Source organism: Halomonas jincaotanensis, assembly GCF_018448785.1.
GTDB classification, from domain to species: domain Bacteria; phylum Pseudomonadota; class Gammaproteobacteria; order Pseudomonadales; family Halomonadaceae; genus Halomonas; species Halomonas jincaotanensis.
In genome coordinates, this window is the sequence record NZ_JAHCLU010000020.1 from 33,083 (window position 1) to 52,464 (window position 19,382).

Sequence of the window (19,382 nt, forward strand, 5' to 3'; positions counted from 1 at the left end):
GGAGAAATGCCATGCCCAACAAGGCTCCTACCATCGTTCGCGAGATCATGTCGCGTGATTGCTATCGGGTGACCGGCAAGACCTCGATCTCTACTCTGGCTCAGGGCCTGGCACTGCATCGTTTGCCAGGTGTTCCCGTCGTCGACGAACGCGACCATCTTATTGGCTTCATTTCCGAGCAGGACGTGCTGGGCAAGGTCCTGGAAAGCTCCTATCTGAATGAGGAGCCACCGCTAGTCCACGAAATGATGCGTAATGAGGTCTTGTCAGTATCGCCTAACAAGAGCATCAGCGATCTTGCTCAGGAGATGCGTGGCCCAAAGCCAAAGGTCTACCCGGTCGTGGAACAGGAGCGCCTGGTCGGAATCGTCACCCGCCGTGACGTACTGAGTGCCGTGCTGCGCATGCGATATAGCTGAGCGGGGTTGCTCGACCGTTAGCCAGCCGCCATGGCGGCGGCTTTCCCTACGCAGGACATGCCACTGCGCTTCGACAGTGATCCTACCCAGACCCATCGGAATACATGTGCACGAAAAAAAGAAAGCCGCCCGTGGCGGGGCGGCAAGCAAGGATCGAATAAGCTAGCCAAGTCAACAGTATTAGCGACTGCTATCGCGCTGTTGGCCTGCACTAGATCTGACAGCGTTTGACGCAAAAGTTCTCACCGCGACTGCATTTTTCCTCGAAGCTGCCAAACTGTTGATCATGGAGATGCCGACATCAGGGGTTTGCCGCCCTTGTTCGGGAAAAAGTGAGACAGCTTGCAATGGGTAACGTATTGGAATTATTATGGAAAAGCCGTGCGGGTGTAGCTCAATGGCAGAGCAGAAGCTTCCCAAGCTTAAGACGAGGGTTCGATTCCCTTCACCCGCTCCACGCCAGACAGATTCCTTGCCGTGGTGAAACACTTGTTCTTCGTGGCAAGCCCGCCGCTACTCGCAGGTTTTGACGCCATATCGAGTCGTGGGTGACGACATGACACTATATCTTTTGGTTTTCCTGGTCTGCTTGCTACTTTTTGTCAGCGTCATGGCCGCGCTTCTGCTCTCCGGTACACCTCGCTACCGTACTGAGCCCCAGCATTTGATCGAGCTGTTCGACAAGGCGTTGAAAAGCCATGTCGGAGAAAGTGAGTGGAATGCCATCATCGACTACCCGATCCGTCACGACGACTATCTGGATGGCATACGGCGCCGCGCTCGTCGCCTGATGGAGGAACATGGCCGCTACTGGCGACTCGCACAAGGTCGCCCACTACTGGATGAAGCCGGCCAAGAGGAATTGCGCGCCCTGCGCGAGCATCTCGTTCGTCACACTGAACTGAGGGATCATCGTCGACAGGAGAGATGAATCATTTAGCTTACAGGCGCGGGAATCGGAACCTCATACCGCAAGGATGGAAGCTATCGCACCAAACGTTGTACGCCAGACACCTCTCGATACCGCCACCCACCAGATAGTCATCGGCTCGCGAGGACAGGCAGAATTCGAGATCGAAAGTCTGGGCCTCCCTCACCGCCTTTTCCAACCAGAGTGTTCTCTCCCATGCATGCCGTGGCACCTTCGGCCATTCCTCAGCCGACTGCGGTGCAATGCGAATCGCGAAAGTTCGCCGACAGCCCAGCCTCTCGCTAAGCCTCTTTCATCTCTTTGACAGATTGATGTAGATTAACTTACTAGGCTAGACGAACATCCACCCACTTCGAGGTCATCGGCAGAACTCAACACCGCCGTCCCGGGCGGCAATGCATCACTGTTGTCACTTGGCAATGAAGAGGGTTGAAGGGCGCGTTGCTTGAAGCAGTGCGGAACGAAAACCAGACGACAGGAGGTAAGTATCGCGATAGGAAGGATGGCGTCACAGGCGAAAGCCCCTTGTTGCATGAATGGAAAACAGAGTTAAACAATAAAGCGTTCCCCTACCGAATTCTGCACGGTAAATGCGCTAACCTGTCGGAGCTACGTCCGGCCTAATGAACTGGAGAAGTTTCATGGCTACTGGTGTCTGGATCAGTCTTTTTGGTTACTTTGCGCTCATGATCGCCATCGGCTTTTATGCGATGCGCAAAGCGACATCTTCGTCTGAAGATTACATGCTGGGCGGCCGATCCCTGAGTCCAAAAGTAGCGGCATTGTCGGCCGGTGCCTCGGACATGAGCGGTTGGTTGCTGCTGGGTTTGCCCGGCGCAATGTTTGCTTCTGGTTTAGGTTCGGCCTGGATCGGTATTGGTCTGCTCGTGGGTGCGTTCTTTAACTGGACGCTGGTCGCTCCACGCCTTCGTGAACAGACGGTTCACTACGGTAATGCGATTACCATTCCGGCTTTCCTTTCAAACCGGTTCCCGACTCAAGCGATGTCGCTGAGAACGGTATCCGCTATCGTCATCGTTATCTTCTTCGCGGTTTACACGGCCTCAGGCTTGGTGGCAGGCGGTAAATTGTTCGAAAGTGCGTTTTCCGGCATTTTCACTTTCGGTGGCCTAAGCGACTACGCCGCAGGCGTCATCATCACACTGGGCGTGGTACTGGCCTATACGGTCGTCGGCGGCTTCCTGGCCGTGAGCATGACGGACTTCGTACAAGGCTGCATCATGATGCTGGCACTGGTGATCATGCCGGCGGTCGTGCTCTTTGGTGAAGGTGGTGGGGGTTTCGCCCAGGCGTCACAGACCCTGAATGAAGTCGATCCCACGCTATTGTCATGGACGGAGGGACTGACCTTCATCGGCTGGCTGTCTGCGGTTACCTGGGGGCTGGGCTATTTCGGGCAGCCGCACATCATCGTGCGGTTCATGGCCATCCGGACTCTGAGGGAGGTGCCTGTTGCTCGTAACATCGGCATGAGCTGGATGCTCATCTCCCTGATAGGCGCAATCTCTCTGGGTGTGTTCGGCCGGGCCTATGCGATTCGCAATGGTATGGATGTCCAGGATCCGGAAACAATCTTTATCATCCTGGCCAACCTGCTGTTCCATCCGCTGATCACGGGTTTCCTCTACGCTGCACTGCTTGCTGCGATCATGAGCACCATTTCCAGCCAGCTTCTGGTGTCGTCTTCATCACTTACTGAGGACTTCTATCGCCTGTTCCTGCGCAAAGAAGCGTCCGAGAAAGAGAGTGTGGCCGTAGGCAGGATTAGTGTCGTACTGGTTGGCCTGGTTGCAGCCGTCATTGCGTCTGATCCTGACTCTCAGGTACTGGCATTGGTCAGTAACGCCTGGGCAGGATTCGGTGCGGCGTTCGGCCCGCTGATTATCCTGTCACTGATGTGGCCGCGCGCGAACGGTGCTGGCGCCATTGCGGGTATGGTGGTGGGGGCCGCTACCGTTATGATCTGGATTACACTAGGCTGGAACGGCGAGTTCATGGGAGGCCCCGGTGTATATGAGATCATTCCTGGCTTCATCGCCGCCTGGATTGCCATCATGGTGGTAAGCCTTGCCACACAAGATGTTGGCGAGTACCAGCACATCACCCGGTAACCAATAGCGCTAACAACGCTCTGAGCAATGAAAAGAGCTTCTACAGGATAATGCCAGTCAGTGCTAACTGACTGGCATTATCCGTTTGGGCGGCTTTTTCGTGAACAGCGCCATGGTTGATGCCAGGTTGACCCCCTTAAAGCGGCCTTTGCTCAAATCCACAGGGCTCGCATTACCAGCGTCAGCGCAAAGACCCCCAGGGCCAGACGGCTCCACAGAGGGGAAACGGCTCGCCGGAGCCAACGTCTTCGTACCTTCACTCCCATGCCATGTGTGAAGGCGGCCCCCAGGGACCAGACCCCCAACCCGATGAGCGGCAATCGCAACGGCAAGGGCAAGCTTCGCAGCAGTGCCGGTTCGAGCAGGAGCCAGATAGCCAGGCCGGCAGCGAACAGCATCACTACCAAGGCAACCCAAGGCTGCTGCTGGCGTGTCTCGATGATCATTTCCGCTCTCCTCATTACCTCTCCTCATTCAAGTAGATCCCTCTGGAAGACGCGAGCCAGCCCGCATGGGAACCCCTGAAATGTGACAACTCTTATACGAGCAATCATCACTCACGAGCTTGTAAAAACCCTAACACCAATACATGCCTTATATCATAGGGCCTTGGAAGTTTACAAAATTTTACACGACATTCTCAAACGGCGTTCCTATATTGATCTTGTACAAGTCTTGAAGAACGTGGCATGACGACTTCGTCGCGCCCTGCTATAGAGGATACTAGGATGAATACTGTCAAATTACTCTCGGCTGTCGCCATCACTGCGGGTGTCGTCGCCACCAGCCAAGCAGTCATGGCCTACAGTGCCGGCGATATATTCGTTCGTGGGGGGGTCGCCAAGACTGAGGTCGCCTCAGACAACGGTCGCGTAGATGTCGCTGGCGATCTCGACGTCAGTGACGAGCGCGGCCTGACCTATGGGGTCGGCGTACTGGTGCATGACAAGGTCGGTCTCGAACTGTCCGGCCAGGAGAAGGTGGAACATGACCTGAGTGGCGACATTGGTGCACTGGGCAGCGTAAACCGCTTGCCCTTCAACCTGATGGTCAACTACTACCCAATGGGAGGACTGGACTCACGCGTGCAGCCCTACATCGGTGCGGGTCTTAACTACACGCGATTTACCGGGGAAACGCTGTCGGGACTCGATGTCGATAACAGCTATGGTGCTGTTGGCCAGTTGGGGATCGACCTGGCAATAACGCATAATTTCATGCTCAACGGCTTCGTCAACTATGCCGATGTCGGTCCCGACGTCTCTCTTGAGGGAGCGGGCGACCTGGGCAGCGCCAAGGTCGATCCGATGACCATCGGTGGAGGGGCGACTTTCCGCTTCTGACCGATACTGTCGGCACGAGTCGTCGGCAGTTCGATCTTGTCAGCATTCCGCGAGGCCCGCCAAATGGCGGGCCTCAACGCGTAACACAACGAGAAGGCATCAGCGAGACTTACGCCGCGAGAGCCCGAGAGCCGTCAGTGCGGTCTCCCCAAGATCGCTCACGGCCTCCACCTCAGCGAGCCGGGCATGATAGGCGCGGCTCAGGTAGGGCTCGCCGGCCAGCAGGTGTTCCAGATACTCCCTTGCCGGGCGCAGTGACATCGCGGTAGTGCCGGGTGCGGCAATATAGACCCAGGCCTCGATCTCACCCTCGCAAGTGGTCACCGGTAGGCGGTGACGCTCGTAATCGACGGGATAGCCTTCAAAGGGGTCCATCATCCGGATCTGCTCGGGGCGTTCAAGCTCGAAGAGCGCACCCTCGACGCGCTCACCGGCGACAGCGGCCACGTTGGCATGGGCAACACCCGCGATTTTCGACGCCTTGTCGAAGCGCAAGCAGTAATCGTGCAGTACGCCTGCCATCACCCGGCGAGTCGCGCCGATACGCGCTGCCACACGTGCGGGATTCATGTTGCTGCCATAGGCAAAGTACCAGGGCATGACGGCCTCAGTTCTCAGTGACCAATTGATCGATCCTCTCGACCGCCTGGTGCATCAACAATTGCTGGACGCTACTGGCGCCCTCCTGTTTCAGGTAGGCCTCCACCGCAGGCGCCACGTCGCACTTGGCTGGCATGGCGGCTTGGGACTGCACGAGCGCATCCAGGCGCACGATGAAGACGAAACGCAACCACTGGGGCAATGCCATGGTATCGATACAGAATGGTTGATGACTGGCGAAGGCGTGTTCTGGCGGACGTTCCATCCGCCATAGATTGTTGGCCTTCATGGTGGCTTCCAGGTCGCGCAGGGCGGCACCCAGTTCATCGTGCACGGTCATGATAACGACTCTCTTTCCCGAAAATGCCCCATTATCCCTGCTCGATGCCACGCCTGGCCAGCCGTCCTGGCGTCATGTCGACTCCAGCGACACCTGATTGGCGAGCACCTTGCGCAGAAAATCACGGGTACGCGGGTCCTGAGGGTCACCGAACAACCGTGAAGGCGGCCCCTGCTCGACGATACGACCCCCTTCCATGAAGATCACGCGATCCGCCACATCCCGCGCGAACCCCATCTCGTGGGTCACCACCAGCATGGTCTGACGCTCATGGGCCAGCTGCTTCATCAGCGCCAGCACTTCCTCGACCCACTCAGGGTCGAGCGATGAAGTCGGCTCATCGAAGAGAATCACCTCGGCCTGGGCGGCCATGGCACGCCCGATGCCGACACGCTGCTGCTGACCACCCGACAGCGAGGCGGGATAGGCATCGGCCTTGTCGGTCAACCCGATGCGCTCGAGGATTTCCCGGGCCCGCGCATGGGCCTTCTGCTTCGGCCAGCGATTGACCACGATCAGGCCCTCGGCGATGTTCCCGAGCGCCGTCTTGTTGGCAAAGAGCGCATAGTTCTGGAATACGAAGGCCGTGCGGCGACGGGCCTCGAGCATATCGGCACGGCTTGCCCGGGTGACATCCACCTCCAGGTCGCCAATGGTCAGGTGGCCGGCGTCGGGTCGCTCGAGAAAGTTCAGGCAGCGCAGCAGCGTCGACTTCCCGGTCCCTGACGGGCCGATCACCACGATGATCTCACCCTGTTCAATGGCAAGGTCGATGCCATCGAGCACGGCGACGCCGCCGAAGCGCTTGACGAGTCCCTGCACCTTGATCATCGGCGATATGCCTCGTTGAGCCGGGTTTCCAGGCGCCGCTGGCACCAGGCCAGGAGCTCGACGATGACCCAATAGAAGACCGCCACAGTGATGAAAGCCTCGAAGTAGAGGAAACTGCCGGCGGCCTCCTTCTGGGTGGCCCCCATCAGTTCGGTGACGCCCAAGGTGAACGCCAGCGACGTGGCCTTGATCATGTCGATGAAATAATTCATCAGGGTGGGCACCGCCACCCGCGTGGCCTGGGGCAGAACGATGCGCCGCATCAGCTGGCCGTTGGTCATGCCGATGGACAGGGCGGCCTCCGTCTGGCTGCGGTCGACGCCGACGATGGCGGCCCGAATCGATTCCGCCATGTAGGCCGAGAAATGCAACGTCAGCCCCATGATGGTCGCGGTGATACCGTTGATCTGAGTCAAGAAGGCCAGCAACTGCGGCAAGCCATAGTAGAACAAGAACAGCTGGACCAGCAGCGGCGTACCGCGGAAGAACGAGATGAACAGCAGCGTGGCCGCGTTCAACCCGGGAATGCGCAACACGCGGATCACCGCCAGGCCGCAAGCCAGCACGAGGGCTAACGCCATGCCCACGGCCGCCATCTGCAGGGTAAGAGGCAGGTAGCGCAGCAGGACAGGCACCAGCCCTAGCATGTAGTCGAAATCGAGAACGCTCATCAAGGCGTCTCAGCTCCTAAGGTCGGGTGATGTCGGTGCCGAACCAGCGCTCGGAAATGGCTTGGAGCTCGCCCGATTCGCGTAGGGCATCGAGAGCCGCGTCGATTCTGTCACGCAAGGCGCGCCCGGACTCGGTGTCCCGAAACGGCAAGGCATTGCGGATTTCGGAGAATGGCTGACCGGCCAGGGCCAACGGTAACGGCTTTTCCTGAATCACCTGGCTGGCGCTCACGCGATCCATAACGAAGGCATCGACCCGTCCTAGCGCAGTGTCCTGCTCGATATTGCTTTCGTAGGTACGGATGTCGATCTCGTCGGCGTAGGGCAGTTCGCGCAACAGTTCTTCATAGTTGGAACCCAGGTTAACTGCCACGGTCTTTCCTTTGAGGTCCTCGACGCCCTGGATCTCCTCGTTACCGGCTCTGACCACCACTTGCGCACCGTCGTAGACGTAGGGTTCGGTGAAGGCATACTTGGCCGAGCGCTCTTCAGTAATCGTGATCTGGTTGGCAATGGTATCGATGCGCCCCGACTCGAGCATGCCGAACAGGCCCGAGAAATTGGCGGTGACAAACTCGGCATCACCGCCCATTTCCTCGGCGATAGCTTCCATGACGTCGACCTCGAAGCCTTTCAGGGTATCCTGCTCGACGAAGGTGAAAGGAAAGTAGCCGCCAGACATGCCGACCCTGATCGGCTCATCATCTGCCTGGGCAAGCCCGCCGAGGGCGAGGGCACCGACAGATACGAGAGTCATTACCATGTAACGCAGCATGAATTTACTCCTTTTTACGGGGTGTCCTAGAAAAACCCACGGTTTCTTAGGGGTTCATGGCCAAACACTCTAAGTAGTAAACAAGCGAGTTACCAATAGCGGTTGGTTATGAGAGGCAATGACACGCATGGCCCTATACTCATTCACAGAAACCCTGCACGTCCCTGTGGATAATCACTGGAAAGTCGTCTCTTCGCCAGACAACACGGGCGCTTGGGTCTATCGATCATTTTCTGATCAGCGTCGAGACGTCACCCGTGTTCGGTACCTGCTGACAGCCCGGAATCGTCACGGTAGAGTGCACTGTTCGAGCCTGGGAGACAGTATGCAACCCATCCACAGCCTTCATGATTTCTTTGTCCGCAGCGGTGCCGAGGTGTGGCTCTATCACCTGGGCAGACGCGTTGAACCCTGCGCGCTGGAAACCCTGGCGGCCTTCGAGGCCGGGGAGATGCCCTGGCCTGAGCCGTGGCAGAACGAGGCGCGCCTAGGCCTTGTATTCCGCTTGGGCAACGTGCGCGACCCGCTGATCTGGTTTCTCGCACTACCGCTCGACGAACAGGGCCAGATTATCCCGGCCCGGCGGGATGACTTCGTCCAACGCCTGCTCGAGACCCTTGGCCGCAGCGTTTCGGCCGACGGCCGCGAGAGCCATCATGAGGTGGATAACCTCATGCAGGATAACCCTCTGGCCTTCACGCCCGCGCTGCCATTCCGCGCCGTGATGCATGCGCGCGCCAATCGGGATATGGGCAATGTTGCCAGCCAGCATCTTGAGCCGGTGGAGGCTTACCTCAGCGGCCAGCAGGCCGTTGACTGGCGCGCGCTGGGCTTGCAGGGATTGGCAGACTTTGCGGTGCGCCACGACTCGGTGCAGGCCCGCGAACTCGCCGCTCAATTGCCCAGCCTTCCCGAGGATGTGCTGACCCCGCTGTGCTACTGCCTAGAACATGTGGCCATCGACGATGCACTAGCCCTGGCCTTGCGCGACCGTGGTGATAAAGCCGCCGACAGCGGTGACATCGAAACATTCTGCGCATGTGTGCGCGCCATTGGTGGTGCCGATCGGACGATTGCCGGCGCCTGGTTCGACGAGCTGCTTGACGACCCCGACGCCTGCGGACCCGACCTGCTCGCCGCCATTGCCGGACGCGGTTGGCCGCACCTAGAGCATGCCGAGCGGCTACCACGCTTTCTCGAGCGACTGGCCGAGCGTCACGACACGGATTTCATGAGTGTGGCCCGCGACCTCGCGGTGATTCCACGCCTGCGTCTGCCACTGCTCATGACCCTGCGCGAGTCGTCGGCAGATACGGCGATTGGCCGCCGGCTGGCTGGCCTTGGCACAGTTCGCAGCCAGGCCTCCGGCAACTAGCTCCTTGTGAACTAGCGCCACGTCAGCACGATTCAGGTCGCCAGGCTTCCCCAGCACATATCACCGTGACACCCTCCTGGAGAACACGATGAAGGAACTGCCATACCAGGCCAGAGCGGTCATCGGCCGTCGCGAAATGGTGACCTTGCCCGAACTGGGCATCACCCTCTGTGCCAAATCCGATACCGGTGCGCGAACCTCGGCGCTGCATGCCGAGGACATCGAATCCTTTGAAGAAGACGATCGCCTGTGGGTCAGTTTCACCACCCGCAGTGGCGGGCCGCAAACACCTCCGCACGTGTTCAAGCTGCATCTGCACGACCGGCGCCATGTGCGCAGCTCAAATGGCCAGGTGGAGTGGCGTTACGTGATCCGCACGCCCATGCGCCTTGGCGAACTGGAATTTCCGCTGGAACTCAGCCTCACTGACCGGCGCGATATGCGCCACCCCATGCTGCTTGGCCGCCGCGCGCTTCGCCGCCTGCTGGTGGCGCCCGGCGCCGCCTTTTTGCATGGTGAACCCTGACGCTTCTTGGCCATCGACATGGAGTGCCGTATGCATATCGCCCTGCTGTCTCGCAATCGCAACCTCTATTCAACTCGCCGACTGATCGAGGCGGCCGAACAACGTGGCCACACCGCCCGGGTTGTCGATACCCTTCGCTGCTACATGAGTATCGCCTCGCATCACCCGTCGATTCACTACAAGGGCAAGGAGATCGAGCATTTTGATGCGGTGATCCCGCGCATCGGCTCGTCGGTGACCTTCTATGGCTGCGCCGTGCTGCGCCAGTTCGAGATGATGAGAACCTATGTCCTCAATGACTCGGTGGCCATCACGCGCTCGCGTGACAAGCTGCGCTCGCTGCAGTTGCTGTCGCGCAAGGGGCTGGGGCTTCCGGTCACCGGGTTTGCCCATTCACCCGATGACATCCCCGATCTCATCACCATGGTTCGTGGTGCGCCCTTGGTGATCAAGTTACTCGAAGGCACCCAGGGCATTGGCGTAGTGCTGGCTGAAACCAACCAGGCAGCCGAGAGCGTTATCCAGGCGTTCATGGGTCTGAAGGCCAACATCATGGTCCAGGAGTACATCAAGGAGGCGCGCGGCGCCGACATCCGCTGTCTGGTACTCGGGGATAAGGTCGTTGCCTCGATGAAGCGACAGGCCGCCGATGGCGAGTTTCGTTCGAACCTTCATCGGGGTGGAACCGCCAGCGTCATCCGCATCACCCCTGAAGAGCGTTCCACGGCGATTCGGGCCGCCAAGTCCATGGGGTTGCGTGTTGCCGGGGTCGACCTGTTGCGCTCCAATCACGGTCCGGTGATCATGGAAGTGAACTCTTCGCCGGGATTACAAGGGATCGAGACCGCGACTAGCCGGGATATCGCCGGCTTGATTATTGAGCATATCGAGAAGAACGCCATTGCTCCGCGCAAGACACCCACCAAGCCGAACGGTTGATATAGGTTTTAAATAACGAGCAGAGGAAAATGGCACAAATTTATCCGGCTCAGGGGTAGCAAAACACCGTTCACCCACGCACAATCTGCGTCACCGGAGGAGGTGACCATCCATGTTTCTCGACAATCGCCAAGTGGCGATGGACAGCGCTCTCGAAGCCTTGGCTGACAGCATCGATTACTTTCAGGACAATCTGGAACGCCTGAAGCCGACGCTGCGCGACACCCTGAAGCCGCATTACGAGCAACGGGCGAATTCATTGCAAGCCTTGCAGGAACTCTCGCGCAAGCATCTCGATCTCTTGCCGCGCGATGCCGATGTCGAGCGTGACGATTACTTGTGGTTGTGGAGCCGACTGAAAAGCTTTGTCGGCAACGAAAGCCAGGTGGTCATCGGTGAACTCCTCGAGCAGGAGCGCGTGTTAATGCAGGCGCTATCGACGCTGTTCACTCATCCTCTCCCCGACCCGCTCGAGCCAGTGATAGAAGAGTGCTGGAAAGGGTGTCGTTCGCTGATCCGTGAGCTTTACGCGTTACAAAAGCAGAAGCCCTGACCCACGGCCCTCCTGCGTTCCTGCTGATTAGCCATGACGCCTCCCAACGACGCGGGAATATCTCGAGTGGCTCAAGGGGCCCCAGAAAATGTGGCTCTCTTCCCCACAGATAAAGATCTCCCAGAGTCGCCACGCGTGCTAGCCACTCCCTCGCCTTGATACGCCAGAGCCCCATCACCGCCCCCCCGGGGACGGCAGCGCAACCGCTGACTTCAAGACCCAGCGCCTTGCCAATGAACAGCGCTCGTGGCAGATGCCAGGCCTGGGTGATCAACAGGGCGCGCTCTACTCCAAACACGTCCCGAGCGCGCGCCAGCGTGTCAAACGTGCTGAAACCAGCGTAATCTAGCGTCATGTCAACATCGCGCACCTGTCGCTCGCGCAGATCACGCCACATCGTGACCGGTTCGTTGTAATAGCGAGTACTGTTGTCACCGGAAAGCAGCAGATGATTAACCCGGCCGCTATGCACCAATTGTGCGGCGGCCACCATACGGCTCTCGAAGTAGGGGTTGCGCACGCCGCTACGGGTCCAATGGGATGTACCGAATACAATACCGATGCGCTCGCGGCTGCACATCGGTAGCTCCTGCTCGATCAGCTCTCGAGTACTGCTCAGCACCCATAGATTCGCTCCCACCAACACCAATGTCGCCAAGAGCATCAGAGCTCCCAGCGACATCAACAGACTCTTGAAGACTTTCCACCACAGCGCGTGCATCGGGGGGTTCCGGGACCAGGCAACGACAGGAGACGCTAGAACATGCCCAGTTCCAGTCTTGCCTCGTCACTCATCATCTCACGGCTCCAGGGCGGATCGAAGACGATCTCGGTGTGGACCTTGCTGATCTGTGGAGCGCCGAGAATCTTGTTACGCGCATCGGCGGCAATCACATCGCCCATCCCGCAGCCGGGAGCGGTCAGGGTCATGCGGATGGTGACCATTCGCTCGCCACTGATCAACCGCTCGATTCGACAGCCATAGACCAGCCCCAGGTCCACGATATTGACAGGAATCTCGGGGTCGAAGCAGGTACGCAGTTGATCCCAGACGAACTGCTCGATTTCATCTTCGCTAGCGTCTTCGGGCAGCGTAGGCCTGGGCAGCGCCTCGAGACCCAGCGCATCGAGCTGGGCCCCCTCGATCAAATAGAGCCGGCCCTCGAACCCCACGCTCACCGAGCTGCCCTTGGCCTGCATCACACTGACGGTACTATCCTCCGGCAGGGTCACGGTCTTGCCGAAGGGGATGGAAATGGCCTCGACATCGCGCTGGAGCGGCAGAGTCTTCCCTCGCTCGAGGCCGGTTAGCTGCTCGATATCACTCATGGGCCTCCTTAGCGCACCATGCCGATGACCCGTTCCAGAGACTCAACGAAGACGTCGACCTCTTCCAGGGTGTTGTAGGCGGCAAACGATGCACGGCAGGTGGCATCCACACCGAAATGCGCCAGCAACGGCTGGGCACAATGATGGCCGGTGCGAATCGCCACGCCGAGCTGATCGATCAGCAGGCCAATATCCTGGGCGTGGGCACCGTCGACGACAAACGAAATCATCCCCGCCTTGTCCGGCGCGGTCCCCAGCAGGCGAAGACCGTCGATGCGCGACACCTGCGTCGTGGCATGCGCCAGCAGCCTGGCTTCCCAGGCTCCTATGGCCTCCAGACCGACTCCCTGCACCCACTCCAGCGCCCTGCCGAGTGCTATCACCTCGGCAATGGCCGGCGTGCCCGCTTCAAACTTGTGCGGTATGCCGGCGAAGGTAGTGGGAGACTCGAAGGAGACCTCCTTGATCATCTCACCACCACCCTGCCAGGGCGGCATGGCCTCGAGCAGTGACGCCTTGCCATACAACACACCGGCACCAGTGGGTCCATAGACCTTGTGGCCCGAGAAGGCATAGAAGTCTGCATCTATCGCGACCACGTCCACCGGCTGGTGCGGTGTGGCCTGGGCACCGTCGATGAGGATGCGTGCGCCATGCTCGTGAGCTACCGCCGCCATATCAGCTACCGGATTGATGGTACCGAAGGCATTGGAGACATGATTCACCGCCACCAGGCGGGTGCGCTCGGTGAAAAGCGCGCGGTAAGCCTCGAGGTCCAGCACGCCACGCGAGTCGACCGGAATCACCTTGATGATGAGGTCGAGCTCCGCCGCCAACAACTGCCAAGGCACAATATTGGAGTGATGCTCGAGGCGAGACACCAACACTTCATCGCCGGCCTTGAGATTGGCGCGTCCCCAACTATTGGCGACCAGGTTGATTGCCTCGGTGGTACCGCGTGTGAAGACGATTTCGCGGGTCTCGCCGGCCCCGAGAAAGGCGCGCACCGTCTCACGACAGCCCTCGAAGGCCGCCGTGGCCTCGTCGGAGAGGGTATGCAGGCCACGATGAATATTGGCGTTGTAGCGACCGTAATAGTCACTGAACACCTCGATCACCTGCCTGGGCGTCTGGCTGGTCGCCGCATTGTCGAGATACACCAGCGACCTGCCGTGCACCTCGCGCGCGAGGATCGGAAAATCCGCGCGTACGGCGGTTACATCCAGAGCCGGGACCTCGAGAAGATGTCGGGTGGCCAGTTCTGTCATGGCTGCTTCCTCATGTCATGTACAGCGCTCATTCTTCGCCAAGCGCGACGGCGGTTTCCACCAGGCCGGCCAGGTTGAAACGTTCGGGCAGCTTGCCGGCTACAGCCAACTCGACACGCTCAGATATGACATCCAGTGTCACTTGCTCAAGCACTTCGCCAGCAAAGGCCAAGGTCAAAAGGCCGCGCGCGGTCTGCTCGTCGATACCCCGCGTCCGCAGGGCGAAGACAGCCTCCTCATCAAGCTGCCCCGTGGTGGTGCCGTGGGAGCACTTGACGTCATCGGCATAGATCTCCAGCTCAGGCTTGGCATCGATGTGCGCGCGATCGGACAGCAGCAGGTTGGCATTGCTCTGGAAGCCTTCGATCTGCTGACTGTCGCGCTTGACCACGACCTTGCCGTTGAACACGCCATGGGCACGGTCATCGAGGATGCCCTTGTAGTTCTCATTGGAGAAGGTACGCGGCGCGTTGTGGTTGGCCAGGGTGTGGTTATCCACGTGCTGGCGCCCTTGACCGTAAAAGAGGCCGTTGAAAGTGGCCTCGGCGCCTTGGCCGTTGAGCTCGGTCACCAGGTCGTTGCGCACCAGGCCGCCACCCAGGTTCAGGTTGAAGGAGGTGAAGCGGCTGTCGCGGCCCTGCTCGACGTGGATGCTGGCCACGTGCAGGTCGGCCAGGGGCGCCTCCTGCAGCTTGTAGTGGGTCAGGATGGCCCCGCGGTCAAGAATGATCTCTTCCACCAGATTGGTGAAGTTGGCCGCCGTGTCCTCGCCGATATGGTGCTCGATCAGCGTGGCTTCGCTTCGACTGCCGGCCTCGACAAGAATGCGCGGATGGCTCATCACCGGCGCGTCGTTAGCGCGAGACAGAAACTGCAGGATGATCGGCTTATCCACCACGGACCCAGGTGCTAGACGCAGCACGGCGCCCTCTTCCATAAAGGCGGTGTTGAGGGCCGAAAAGGAAGAAAACTCGACGCCGGTCAGCCTGCCCAGAGGACCGCCTACGGCTTCATGGTTGTCTTCCAGCGCCTGGGAGAGGGGGAGCAGCTGCACGCCTTGGGGCAGGTCATCAAGCTGGGACAGCGATGCCGAAAACACGCCATCGACAAACGTCAGGCGATGCGCCTCCACCGGCAGTGTCAGCGTTGCTGTCGTAGCAGGTGAAAACTCGGCGTCAGTCGCCAATTGGAAGTCGCCGCTGGCGATGGCTCGCACATCGGTGTATTTCCATGCCTCGACGCGACGATTGGGGAAGCCCAGCGCCTCGAAGCGTGCGGCCCCGGCCTGGCGCCGTGCAGCGATCCAGGTAGGCTCGGGGCCTTGCGAGGCATCGCGCTGGGCGCTGCGCTCGGTGAGACGATCGAGAAAGCGTTGCACATCACTATTCATGCGGCCGATTCCTCCAGTACCCACTCATAACCACGGGCTTCGAGTTCATGCGCCAACTGGGCGTCGCCGCTCTTGACGATACGACCGTCGACCAGCACGTGGACCTTGTCCGGCACCACGAAGTCGAGGAGACGCTGGTAGTGAGTCACCAGCAGGATGCCTCGGTCCGCGGCGCGCAGGGAGTTGATTCCTTCCGCCACGACACGCATGGCATCGATGTCGAGGCCGGAGTCGATTTCGTCGAGCATGGCAAGCTTGGGCTGCAAGACCAGCATCTGCAGTATCTCATTGCGCTTCTTTTCGCCACCGGAGAACCCCTGGTTGACGGCGCGCTGCAGGAAACTGCCATCCATCTTCATGAAGGCCAGCTGGTCCTTGATCAGCTTCAAGAACTCGGGCGCGGCGATTTCTGCCTCGCCTCGCGCCGCACGCTGCGCATTGAGCGCGGCCTTGAGCAGATAGATATTCTTCACCCCGGGAATTTCCACCGGGTACTGGAAGCCCAGCAGCAAGCCCGCCTGGGCGCGCTCCTCGATTTCCATCTCGAGCACGTCCTGGCCCTCGAAGGTGATGGACCCCTGCGTCACCTCATAACCGTCCTTGCCGGCAATTACCGCAGATAGAGTTGACTTGCCGGCACCATTGGGGCCCATCAGGGCATGAACTTCACCCGCCTTGATGGTCAGGCTAAGCCCCTTGAGGATCTCGGAACCCTCGACAGTGACGTGCAGATCCTTGACTTCGAGCATGTTGATCACCTTGATTCGATTCACGCCGCAGCGGCGGCGTCGGTATATTCGTGGGTTGGCCTGCCGGGCCTTAGCCGACGGCACCTTCCAGCGTCACATTCAGCAGGGCTTCTGCTTCCACCGCGAACTCCATCGGCAATTCCTGGAAGACGTCCTTGCAGAAGCCATTGACGATCATATTCACCGCATCTTCTTCAGAGATGCCGCGGCTCTGGCAATAGAACAGTTGGTCCTCGCCGATCTTCGAGGTGGTCGCCTCGTGCTCTATGGTCGCCGTGCTGTTACCGATCTCCTGATAGGGAAAGGTATGCGCTCCGCAGGTATCGCCGATCAGGAGTGAGTCGCACTGGGTGAAGTTGCGCGCGTTCTTGGCGCGCGGGCCGATCTTCACCAGGCCCCGGTAGGACTGGTTGGAACGGCCAGCGGAAATACCCTTGGCGACGATCGTGGAGCGGGTGCCCTCGCCGATGTGGATCATCTTGGTGCCGGTATCGGCCTGCTGACGGCCGTTGGTCACCGCCACGGAGTAAAACTCGCCGATGCTGTCTTTACCGCGCAACAGGCAGGAAGGATACTTCCAGGTGATAGCGGAACCGGTCTCGACCTGGGTCCAGCTGATGTGCGAGCGATCGCCACGACAATCACCACGCTTGGTGACGAAGTTATAGATGCCGCCTTTACCGTTCTCGTCGCCCGGGTACCAGTTCTGTACCGTGGAGTACTTGATCGAGGCGTCTTCCAGGGCGACCAGCTCGACGACGGCCGCATGTAGCTGGTTCTCGTCCCGCATCGGCGCGGTACAACCTTCGAGATAGGACACCTGCGCCTGCTTCTCACAGACGATCAGCGTGCGCTCGAACTGGCCGGTATTGGCTTCGTTGATACGGAAGTAGGTCGAGAGCTCCATGGGGCAGGTCACGCCCTCGGGTATGAAGACGAAGGAGCCATCGGTGAACACCGCGGAGTTCAGTGCCGCAAAATAGTTATCGCCCTGGGGCACGACCGTTCCCAGGTACTGCTTGACCAGTTCCGGGTAGTCGCGAATCGCTTCGGACATGGAGCAGAAGATCACCCCGGCCTCGTGCAGCTTCTCCTTGAAGGTAGTGGTCACGGACACGGAGTCGAACACGGCGTCCACCGCCACCCCGGCCAGCGCCGCACGTTCGTGCAGTGGAATACCGAGCTTTTCATAGGTCTCGAGCAGCTTGGGGTCCACCTCGTCGAGGCTCTGCGGCATGTCCTCGGGACGCTTGGGAGCGCTGTAATAGGAGATCGCCTGGTAGTCGATCGGCGGGTAGTTAAGGTGTGCCCAGGACGGCGGTGTCATCTTCAGCCACTGATGATAGGCCTTCAGGCGCCACTCGAGCATCCACTCCGGCTCGCCCTTCTTGTTGGAAATAAAGGCGATGGTGCTCTCGTCCAGACCGGGCGGGACCGTGTCGCTTTCGATATCGGTGATGAAACCTTCCTTGTACTCGCGACGGACGAGCTGTTCCATTTCCTGCGTTGCCATGATGTTTCCCCTCCCGGGCGGTTGGCCTGGCGAGCATCGCTCGCCTCGGGTCGTGAATCCGGTTCGGTGGGCTCAGGCCATGTCGCCGGCCAGGCTCACGCTTTGAATGGGTAGCTGCACCGGCAGCTTGATGGGCGACGTATCGGCCAGATGAGCTAGGGTCACGCTGTCGAGCAGGGTTCGCACGCCAAGCGACACACGTTGCCAGTTGTCAGCGACCCCACAGGTCGCGGCCAGGTCGCAATCGCCATCGGCCTGGCTGCACTCGGTCATCGCCACCGGCCCTTCAATGGCGGTGATGATATCGATGGCTGTGATTTGGGAAGCGGGTCGTGCCAGCGAATAACCGCCCTGCGCCCCACGACGTGATACAAGCAGCCCCGCTTTCACCAGCATCTTGAGTGTCTTGCTGACGGTAGGGTGAGGAAGCTGAACAGCCACGGCCAGCTCAGCTGCGGCGTGAGACTGCTCTGGATGACGAGCGATCTGTGCCAGTACCACGGCGGCATAGTCTGTCAGCCGTGAGAGCTTGAGCATGCCTGGCCTCCTGGTTAGCGCAACACCCGATGCTGGGCGGTGCCTTCAATTGCGTACCATTTTAGTCCTGTATCATTTCGATGTGAAGCCCCACCGTTGGTTTCTGACTAAACAAGCCGAGTTAGGCGCACGATCGCTGCAGATCGCATAAATAAGACTAATGATTCGCATTTGTGAGGAATCATTTTATCGTCGTCAATCCATGCTCGTGTCGGGCAAGAGCCACCAACAAAAAGACAACCCGGACAATCGACACGACACGCGACCTGTCAAGAAGATGCCATCCTCTTGATACAATCCCCCTCCCCCTCCCCCTCAACCAGGAGCCCGACATGCCCCCAGCACGCATCACCCTGGACGTCTTCAGCGATTACGTCTGTCCATTCTGTTACCTCGAGCTGCCAGAGCTCGACGCCGTTCTCGAGCGGTTCGGTGACGAGGTCAACCTGCACTGGCGAGCCCTCGAGCTACGCCCCGACCCAGCACCAACGCTTGATCCCGACAGCGAGTATCTGCATGACATCTGGACGCGCGCCGTCTATCCCATGGCCACCGAACGAGGCATGACCTTGCGCTTACCCAAGCGTCAGCCACGCTCGCGGCTCGCCCACGAAGCCGGCGCCTGGGCGGATACCGAGCAGGTCGACAAGGCCGATACCCTGCGCCGTGCACTGTTTCGCGGGTTCTTCGAAGAGAGCCTGGACCTGGCCGACACCCGGGCACTCGTCAGTCTGGCCTGGGACCTGGGCCTCAACGGAGGAGCATTGTATGAAGCGCTGGTCGACGGACGCTATCGCGAACAAGTTCTAGCCGATCAGCGTCAGGCTCATGCTCTGGGCATCGGCGGCGTGCCGGGCCTGCGCTTCTCGATTGATGGTGAGCATGCCGGCATTCTGGAAGGCGCACAGCCGCGTCGTCAGTTACTGCTGGCCGTCGAGCGGCTGCTCGATGCCACGCGTTCGTCTCACGCAAGAGAAGGCAGCGGGTCAGACCAGCGACGGTAGGTACCTTCGGCCAGCGCCTTCGAAAAGAGTTCCCAGCACCAGCACTAACATTGTTACATCGCAATTCTGCCCCAGGCTAGACGGGCGACGCGCCTAACGTTCCCATTGAGCAGCCAAGTGGGCACAATACTCACGGTCATCCCGATTGTCGGAATAT

General features: G+C 59.6%; 22 protein-coding genes and 1 tRNA gene. 10 read left to right on the forward strand and 13 right to left on the reverse strand.

Annotation, left to right across the window (positions count from 1 at the left end; translation table 11 throughout):
* Positions 1 to 11: 11 nt before the first annotated feature.
* The 4 genes from KG088_RS15885 to putP all read left to right on the forward strand — a co-directional run bounded on the left by KG088_RS15885 (position 12) and on the right by putP (position 3,482).
* Positions 12 to 419 carry a CBS domain-containing protein gene (locus KG088_RS15885; RefSeq protein ID WP_213827003.1) on the forward strand — a complete coding sequence of 136 codons (408 nt, stop codon included), beginning with the start codon at positions 12 to 14 and terminating at the stop codon, positions 417 to 419.
* A 383-nt stretch (positions 420 to 802) separates the two neighbouring features.
* A tRNA-Gly gene (locus tag KG088_RS15890) sits at positions 803 to 876 on the forward strand.
* Between the two features lie 99 nt (positions 877 to 975).
* Positions 976 to 1,350 (forward strand): hypothetical protein, encoded by a 375-nt coding sequence (locus KG088_RS15895; RefSeq protein ID WP_213827005.1) that lies wholly within the window; start codon positions 976 to 978, stop codon positions 1,348 to 1,350.
* A 641-nt stretch (positions 1,351 to 1,991) separates the two neighbouring features.
* Positions 1,992 to 3,482 (forward strand): sodium/proline symporter PutP, encoded by a 1,491-nt coding sequence (gene putP / locus KG088_RS15900; RefSeq protein ID WP_213827007.1) that lies wholly within the window; start codon positions 1,992 to 1,994, stop codon positions 3,480 to 3,482.
* A gap of 152 nt (positions 3,483 to 3,634) precedes the next feature.
* On the opposite strand, the gene KG088_RS15905 is transcribed toward putP, so the two are convergent.
* The gene (locus KG088_RS15905; RefSeq protein WP_213827009.1) at positions 3,635 to 3,928 is read right to left on the reverse strand and encodes a hypothetical protein; all 294 of its coding nucleotides are present in this window, start codon (positions 3,926 to 3,928) and stop codon (positions 3,635 to 3,637) included.
* A 282-nt stretch (positions 3,929 to 4,210) separates the two neighbouring features.
* On the opposite strand from KG088_RS15905, the gene KG088_RS15910 reads away from it, so the two are divergent.
* Positions 4,211 to 4,825 (forward strand): OmpW/AlkL family protein, encoded by a 615-nt coding sequence (locus KG088_RS15910; RefSeq protein WP_213827011.1) that lies wholly within the window; start codon positions 4,211 to 4,213, stop codon positions 4,823 to 4,825.
* A 99-nt stretch (positions 4,826 to 4,924) separates the two neighbouring features.
* Here the strand turns inward: KG088_RS15910 and KG088_RS15915 are convergent, their stop codons facing one another.
* The 5 genes from KG088_RS15915 to KG088_RS15935 all read right to left on the reverse strand — a co-directional run bounded on the left by KG088_RS15915 (position 4,925) and on the right by KG088_RS15935 (position 8,042).
* A complete protein-coding gene (locus KG088_RS15915) occupies positions 4,925 to 5,425 on the reverse strand; it encodes a gamma-glutamylcyclotransferase family protein (protein WP_213827013.1) in 501 nt (166 codons plus the stop codon).
* A gap of 7 nt (positions 5,426 to 5,432) precedes the next feature.
* Positions 5,433 to 5,765, reverse strand: coding sequence for a YqcC family protein (locus KG088_RS15920; protein WP_213827015.1), 333 nt, complete (start codon positions 5,763 to 5,765; stop codon positions 5,433 to 5,435).
* Between the two features lie 72 nt (positions 5,766 to 5,837).
* Positions 5,838 to 6,596 carry an amino acid ABC transporter ATP-binding protein gene (locus KG088_RS15925; RefSeq protein ID WP_213827017.1) on the reverse strand — a complete coding sequence of 253 codons (759 nt, stop codon included), beginning with the start codon at positions 6,594 to 6,596 and terminating at the stop codon, positions 5,838 to 5,840.
* A complete protein-coding gene (locus KG088_RS15930; protein ID WP_213827019.1) occupies positions 6,593 to 7,267 on the reverse strand; it encodes an amino acid ABC transporter permease in 675 nt (224 codons plus the stop codon). The genes KG088_RS15925 and KG088_RS15930 overlap by 4 nt, the downstream gene beginning before the upstream one ends.
* 16 nt (positions 7,268 to 7,283) lie before the next feature.
* Positions 7,284 to 8,042, reverse strand: a complete 759-nt coding sequence (locus KG088_RS15935; RefSeq protein WP_213827021.1) for an amino acid ABC transporter substrate-binding protein — start codon at positions 8,040 to 8,042, stop codon at positions 7,284 to 7,286.
* Positions 8,043 to 8,367: 325 nt separating this feature from the next.
* Here KG088_RS15935 and KG088_RS15940 point away from each other — a divergent pair, with 325 nt between their 5' ends.
* The 4 genes from KG088_RS15940 to KG088_RS15955 all read left to right on the forward strand — a co-directional run bounded on the left by KG088_RS15940 (position 8,368) and on the right by KG088_RS15955 (position 11,435).
* Positions 8,368 to 9,417, forward strand: a complete 1,050-nt coding sequence (locus KG088_RS15940; RefSeq protein WP_213827023.1) for a DUF3549 family protein — start codon at positions 8,368 to 8,370, stop codon at positions 9,415 to 9,417.
* 88 nt (positions 9,418 to 9,505) lie between these two features.
* The gene (locus tag KG088_RS15945) at positions 9,506 to 9,943 is read left to right on the forward strand and encodes an ATP-dependent zinc protease family protein (RefSeq protein WP_213827025.1); all 438 of its coding nucleotides are present in this window, start codon (positions 9,506 to 9,508) and stop codon (positions 9,941 to 9,943) included.
* Between the two features lie 30 nt (positions 9,944 to 9,973).
* Positions 9,974 to 10,882, forward strand: a complete 909-nt coding sequence (rimK, locus tag KG088_RS15950) for a 30S ribosomal protein S6--L-glutamate ligase (RefSeq protein WP_213827027.1) — start codon at positions 9,974 to 9,976, stop codon at positions 10,880 to 10,882.
* A 112-nt stretch (positions 10,883 to 10,994) separates the two neighbouring features.
* Complete coding sequence (locus KG088_RS15955) at positions 10,995 to 11,435, forward strand: hypothetical protein (protein ID WP_213827028.1); 441 nt, start codon at positions 10,995 to 10,997, stop codon at positions 11,433 to 11,435.
* On the opposite strand, the gene KG088_RS15960 is transcribed toward KG088_RS15955, so the two are convergent.
* The 7 genes from KG088_RS15960 to KG088_RS15990 all read right to left on the reverse strand — a co-directional run bounded on the left by KG088_RS15960 (position 11,329) and on the right by KG088_RS15990 (position 18,221).
* Positions 11,329 to 12,117 carry a SanA/YdcF family protein gene (locus KG088_RS15960; protein WP_319941456.1) on the reverse strand — a complete coding sequence of 263 codons (789 nt, stop codon included), beginning with the start codon at positions 12,115 to 12,117 and terminating at the stop codon, positions 11,329 to 11,331. The genes KG088_RS15955 and KG088_RS15960 overlap by 107 nt on opposite strands.
* A gap of 74 nt (positions 12,118 to 12,191) precedes the next feature.
* Positions 12,192 to 12,764: a putative Fe-S cluster assembly protein SufT gene (gene sufT / locus KG088_RS15965; RefSeq protein WP_213827032.1), complete on the reverse strand. Its 573-nt coding sequence runs from the start codon at positions 12,762 to 12,764 to the stop codon at positions 12,192 to 12,194.
* Positions 12,765 to 12,772: 8 nt separating this feature from the next.
* On the reverse strand, positions 12,773 to 14,032 hold the full coding sequence (locus KG088_RS15970) for a cysteine desulfurase (RefSeq protein ID WP_213827034.1): 1,260 nt from the start codon (positions 14,030 to 14,032) through the stop codon (positions 12,773 to 12,775).
* A gap of 28 nt (positions 14,033 to 14,060) precedes the next feature.
* Positions 14,061 to 15,422: a Fe-S cluster assembly protein SufD gene (gene sufD / locus KG088_RS15975; protein WP_213827036.1), complete on the reverse strand. Its 1,362-nt coding sequence runs from the start codon at positions 15,420 to 15,422 to the stop codon at positions 14,061 to 14,063.
* Positions 15,419 to 16,171 (reverse strand): Fe-S cluster assembly ATPase SufC, encoded by a 753-nt coding sequence (gene sufC / locus KG088_RS15980; RefSeq protein WP_213827038.1) that lies wholly within the window; start codon positions 16,169 to 16,171, stop codon positions 15,419 to 15,421. The genes sufD and sufC overlap by 4 nt, the downstream gene beginning before the upstream one ends.
* Before the next feature lie 70 nt (positions 16,172 to 16,241).
* Positions 16,242 to 17,684: a Fe-S cluster assembly protein SufB gene (gene sufB, locus KG088_RS15985; protein ID WP_213827040.1), complete on the reverse strand. Its 1,443-nt coding sequence runs from the start codon at positions 17,682 to 17,684 to the stop codon at positions 16,242 to 16,244.
* 72 nt (positions 17,685 to 17,756) lie between these two features.
* Positions 17,757 to 18,221, reverse strand: a complete 465-nt coding sequence (locus KG088_RS15990; RefSeq protein ID WP_213827042.1) for an SUF system Fe-S cluster assembly regulator — start codon at positions 18,219 to 18,221, stop codon at positions 17,757 to 17,759.
* A gap of 332 nt (positions 18,222 to 18,553) precedes the next feature.
* On the opposite strand from KG088_RS15990, the gene KG088_RS15995 reads away from it, so the two are divergent.
* Positions 18,554 to 19,225 (forward strand): DsbA family oxidoreductase, encoded by a 672-nt coding sequence (locus KG088_RS15995; RefSeq protein ID WP_213827049.1) that lies wholly within the window; start codon positions 18,554 to 18,556, stop codon positions 19,223 to 19,225.
* Positions 19,226 to 19,382: the final 157 nt, after the last annotated feature.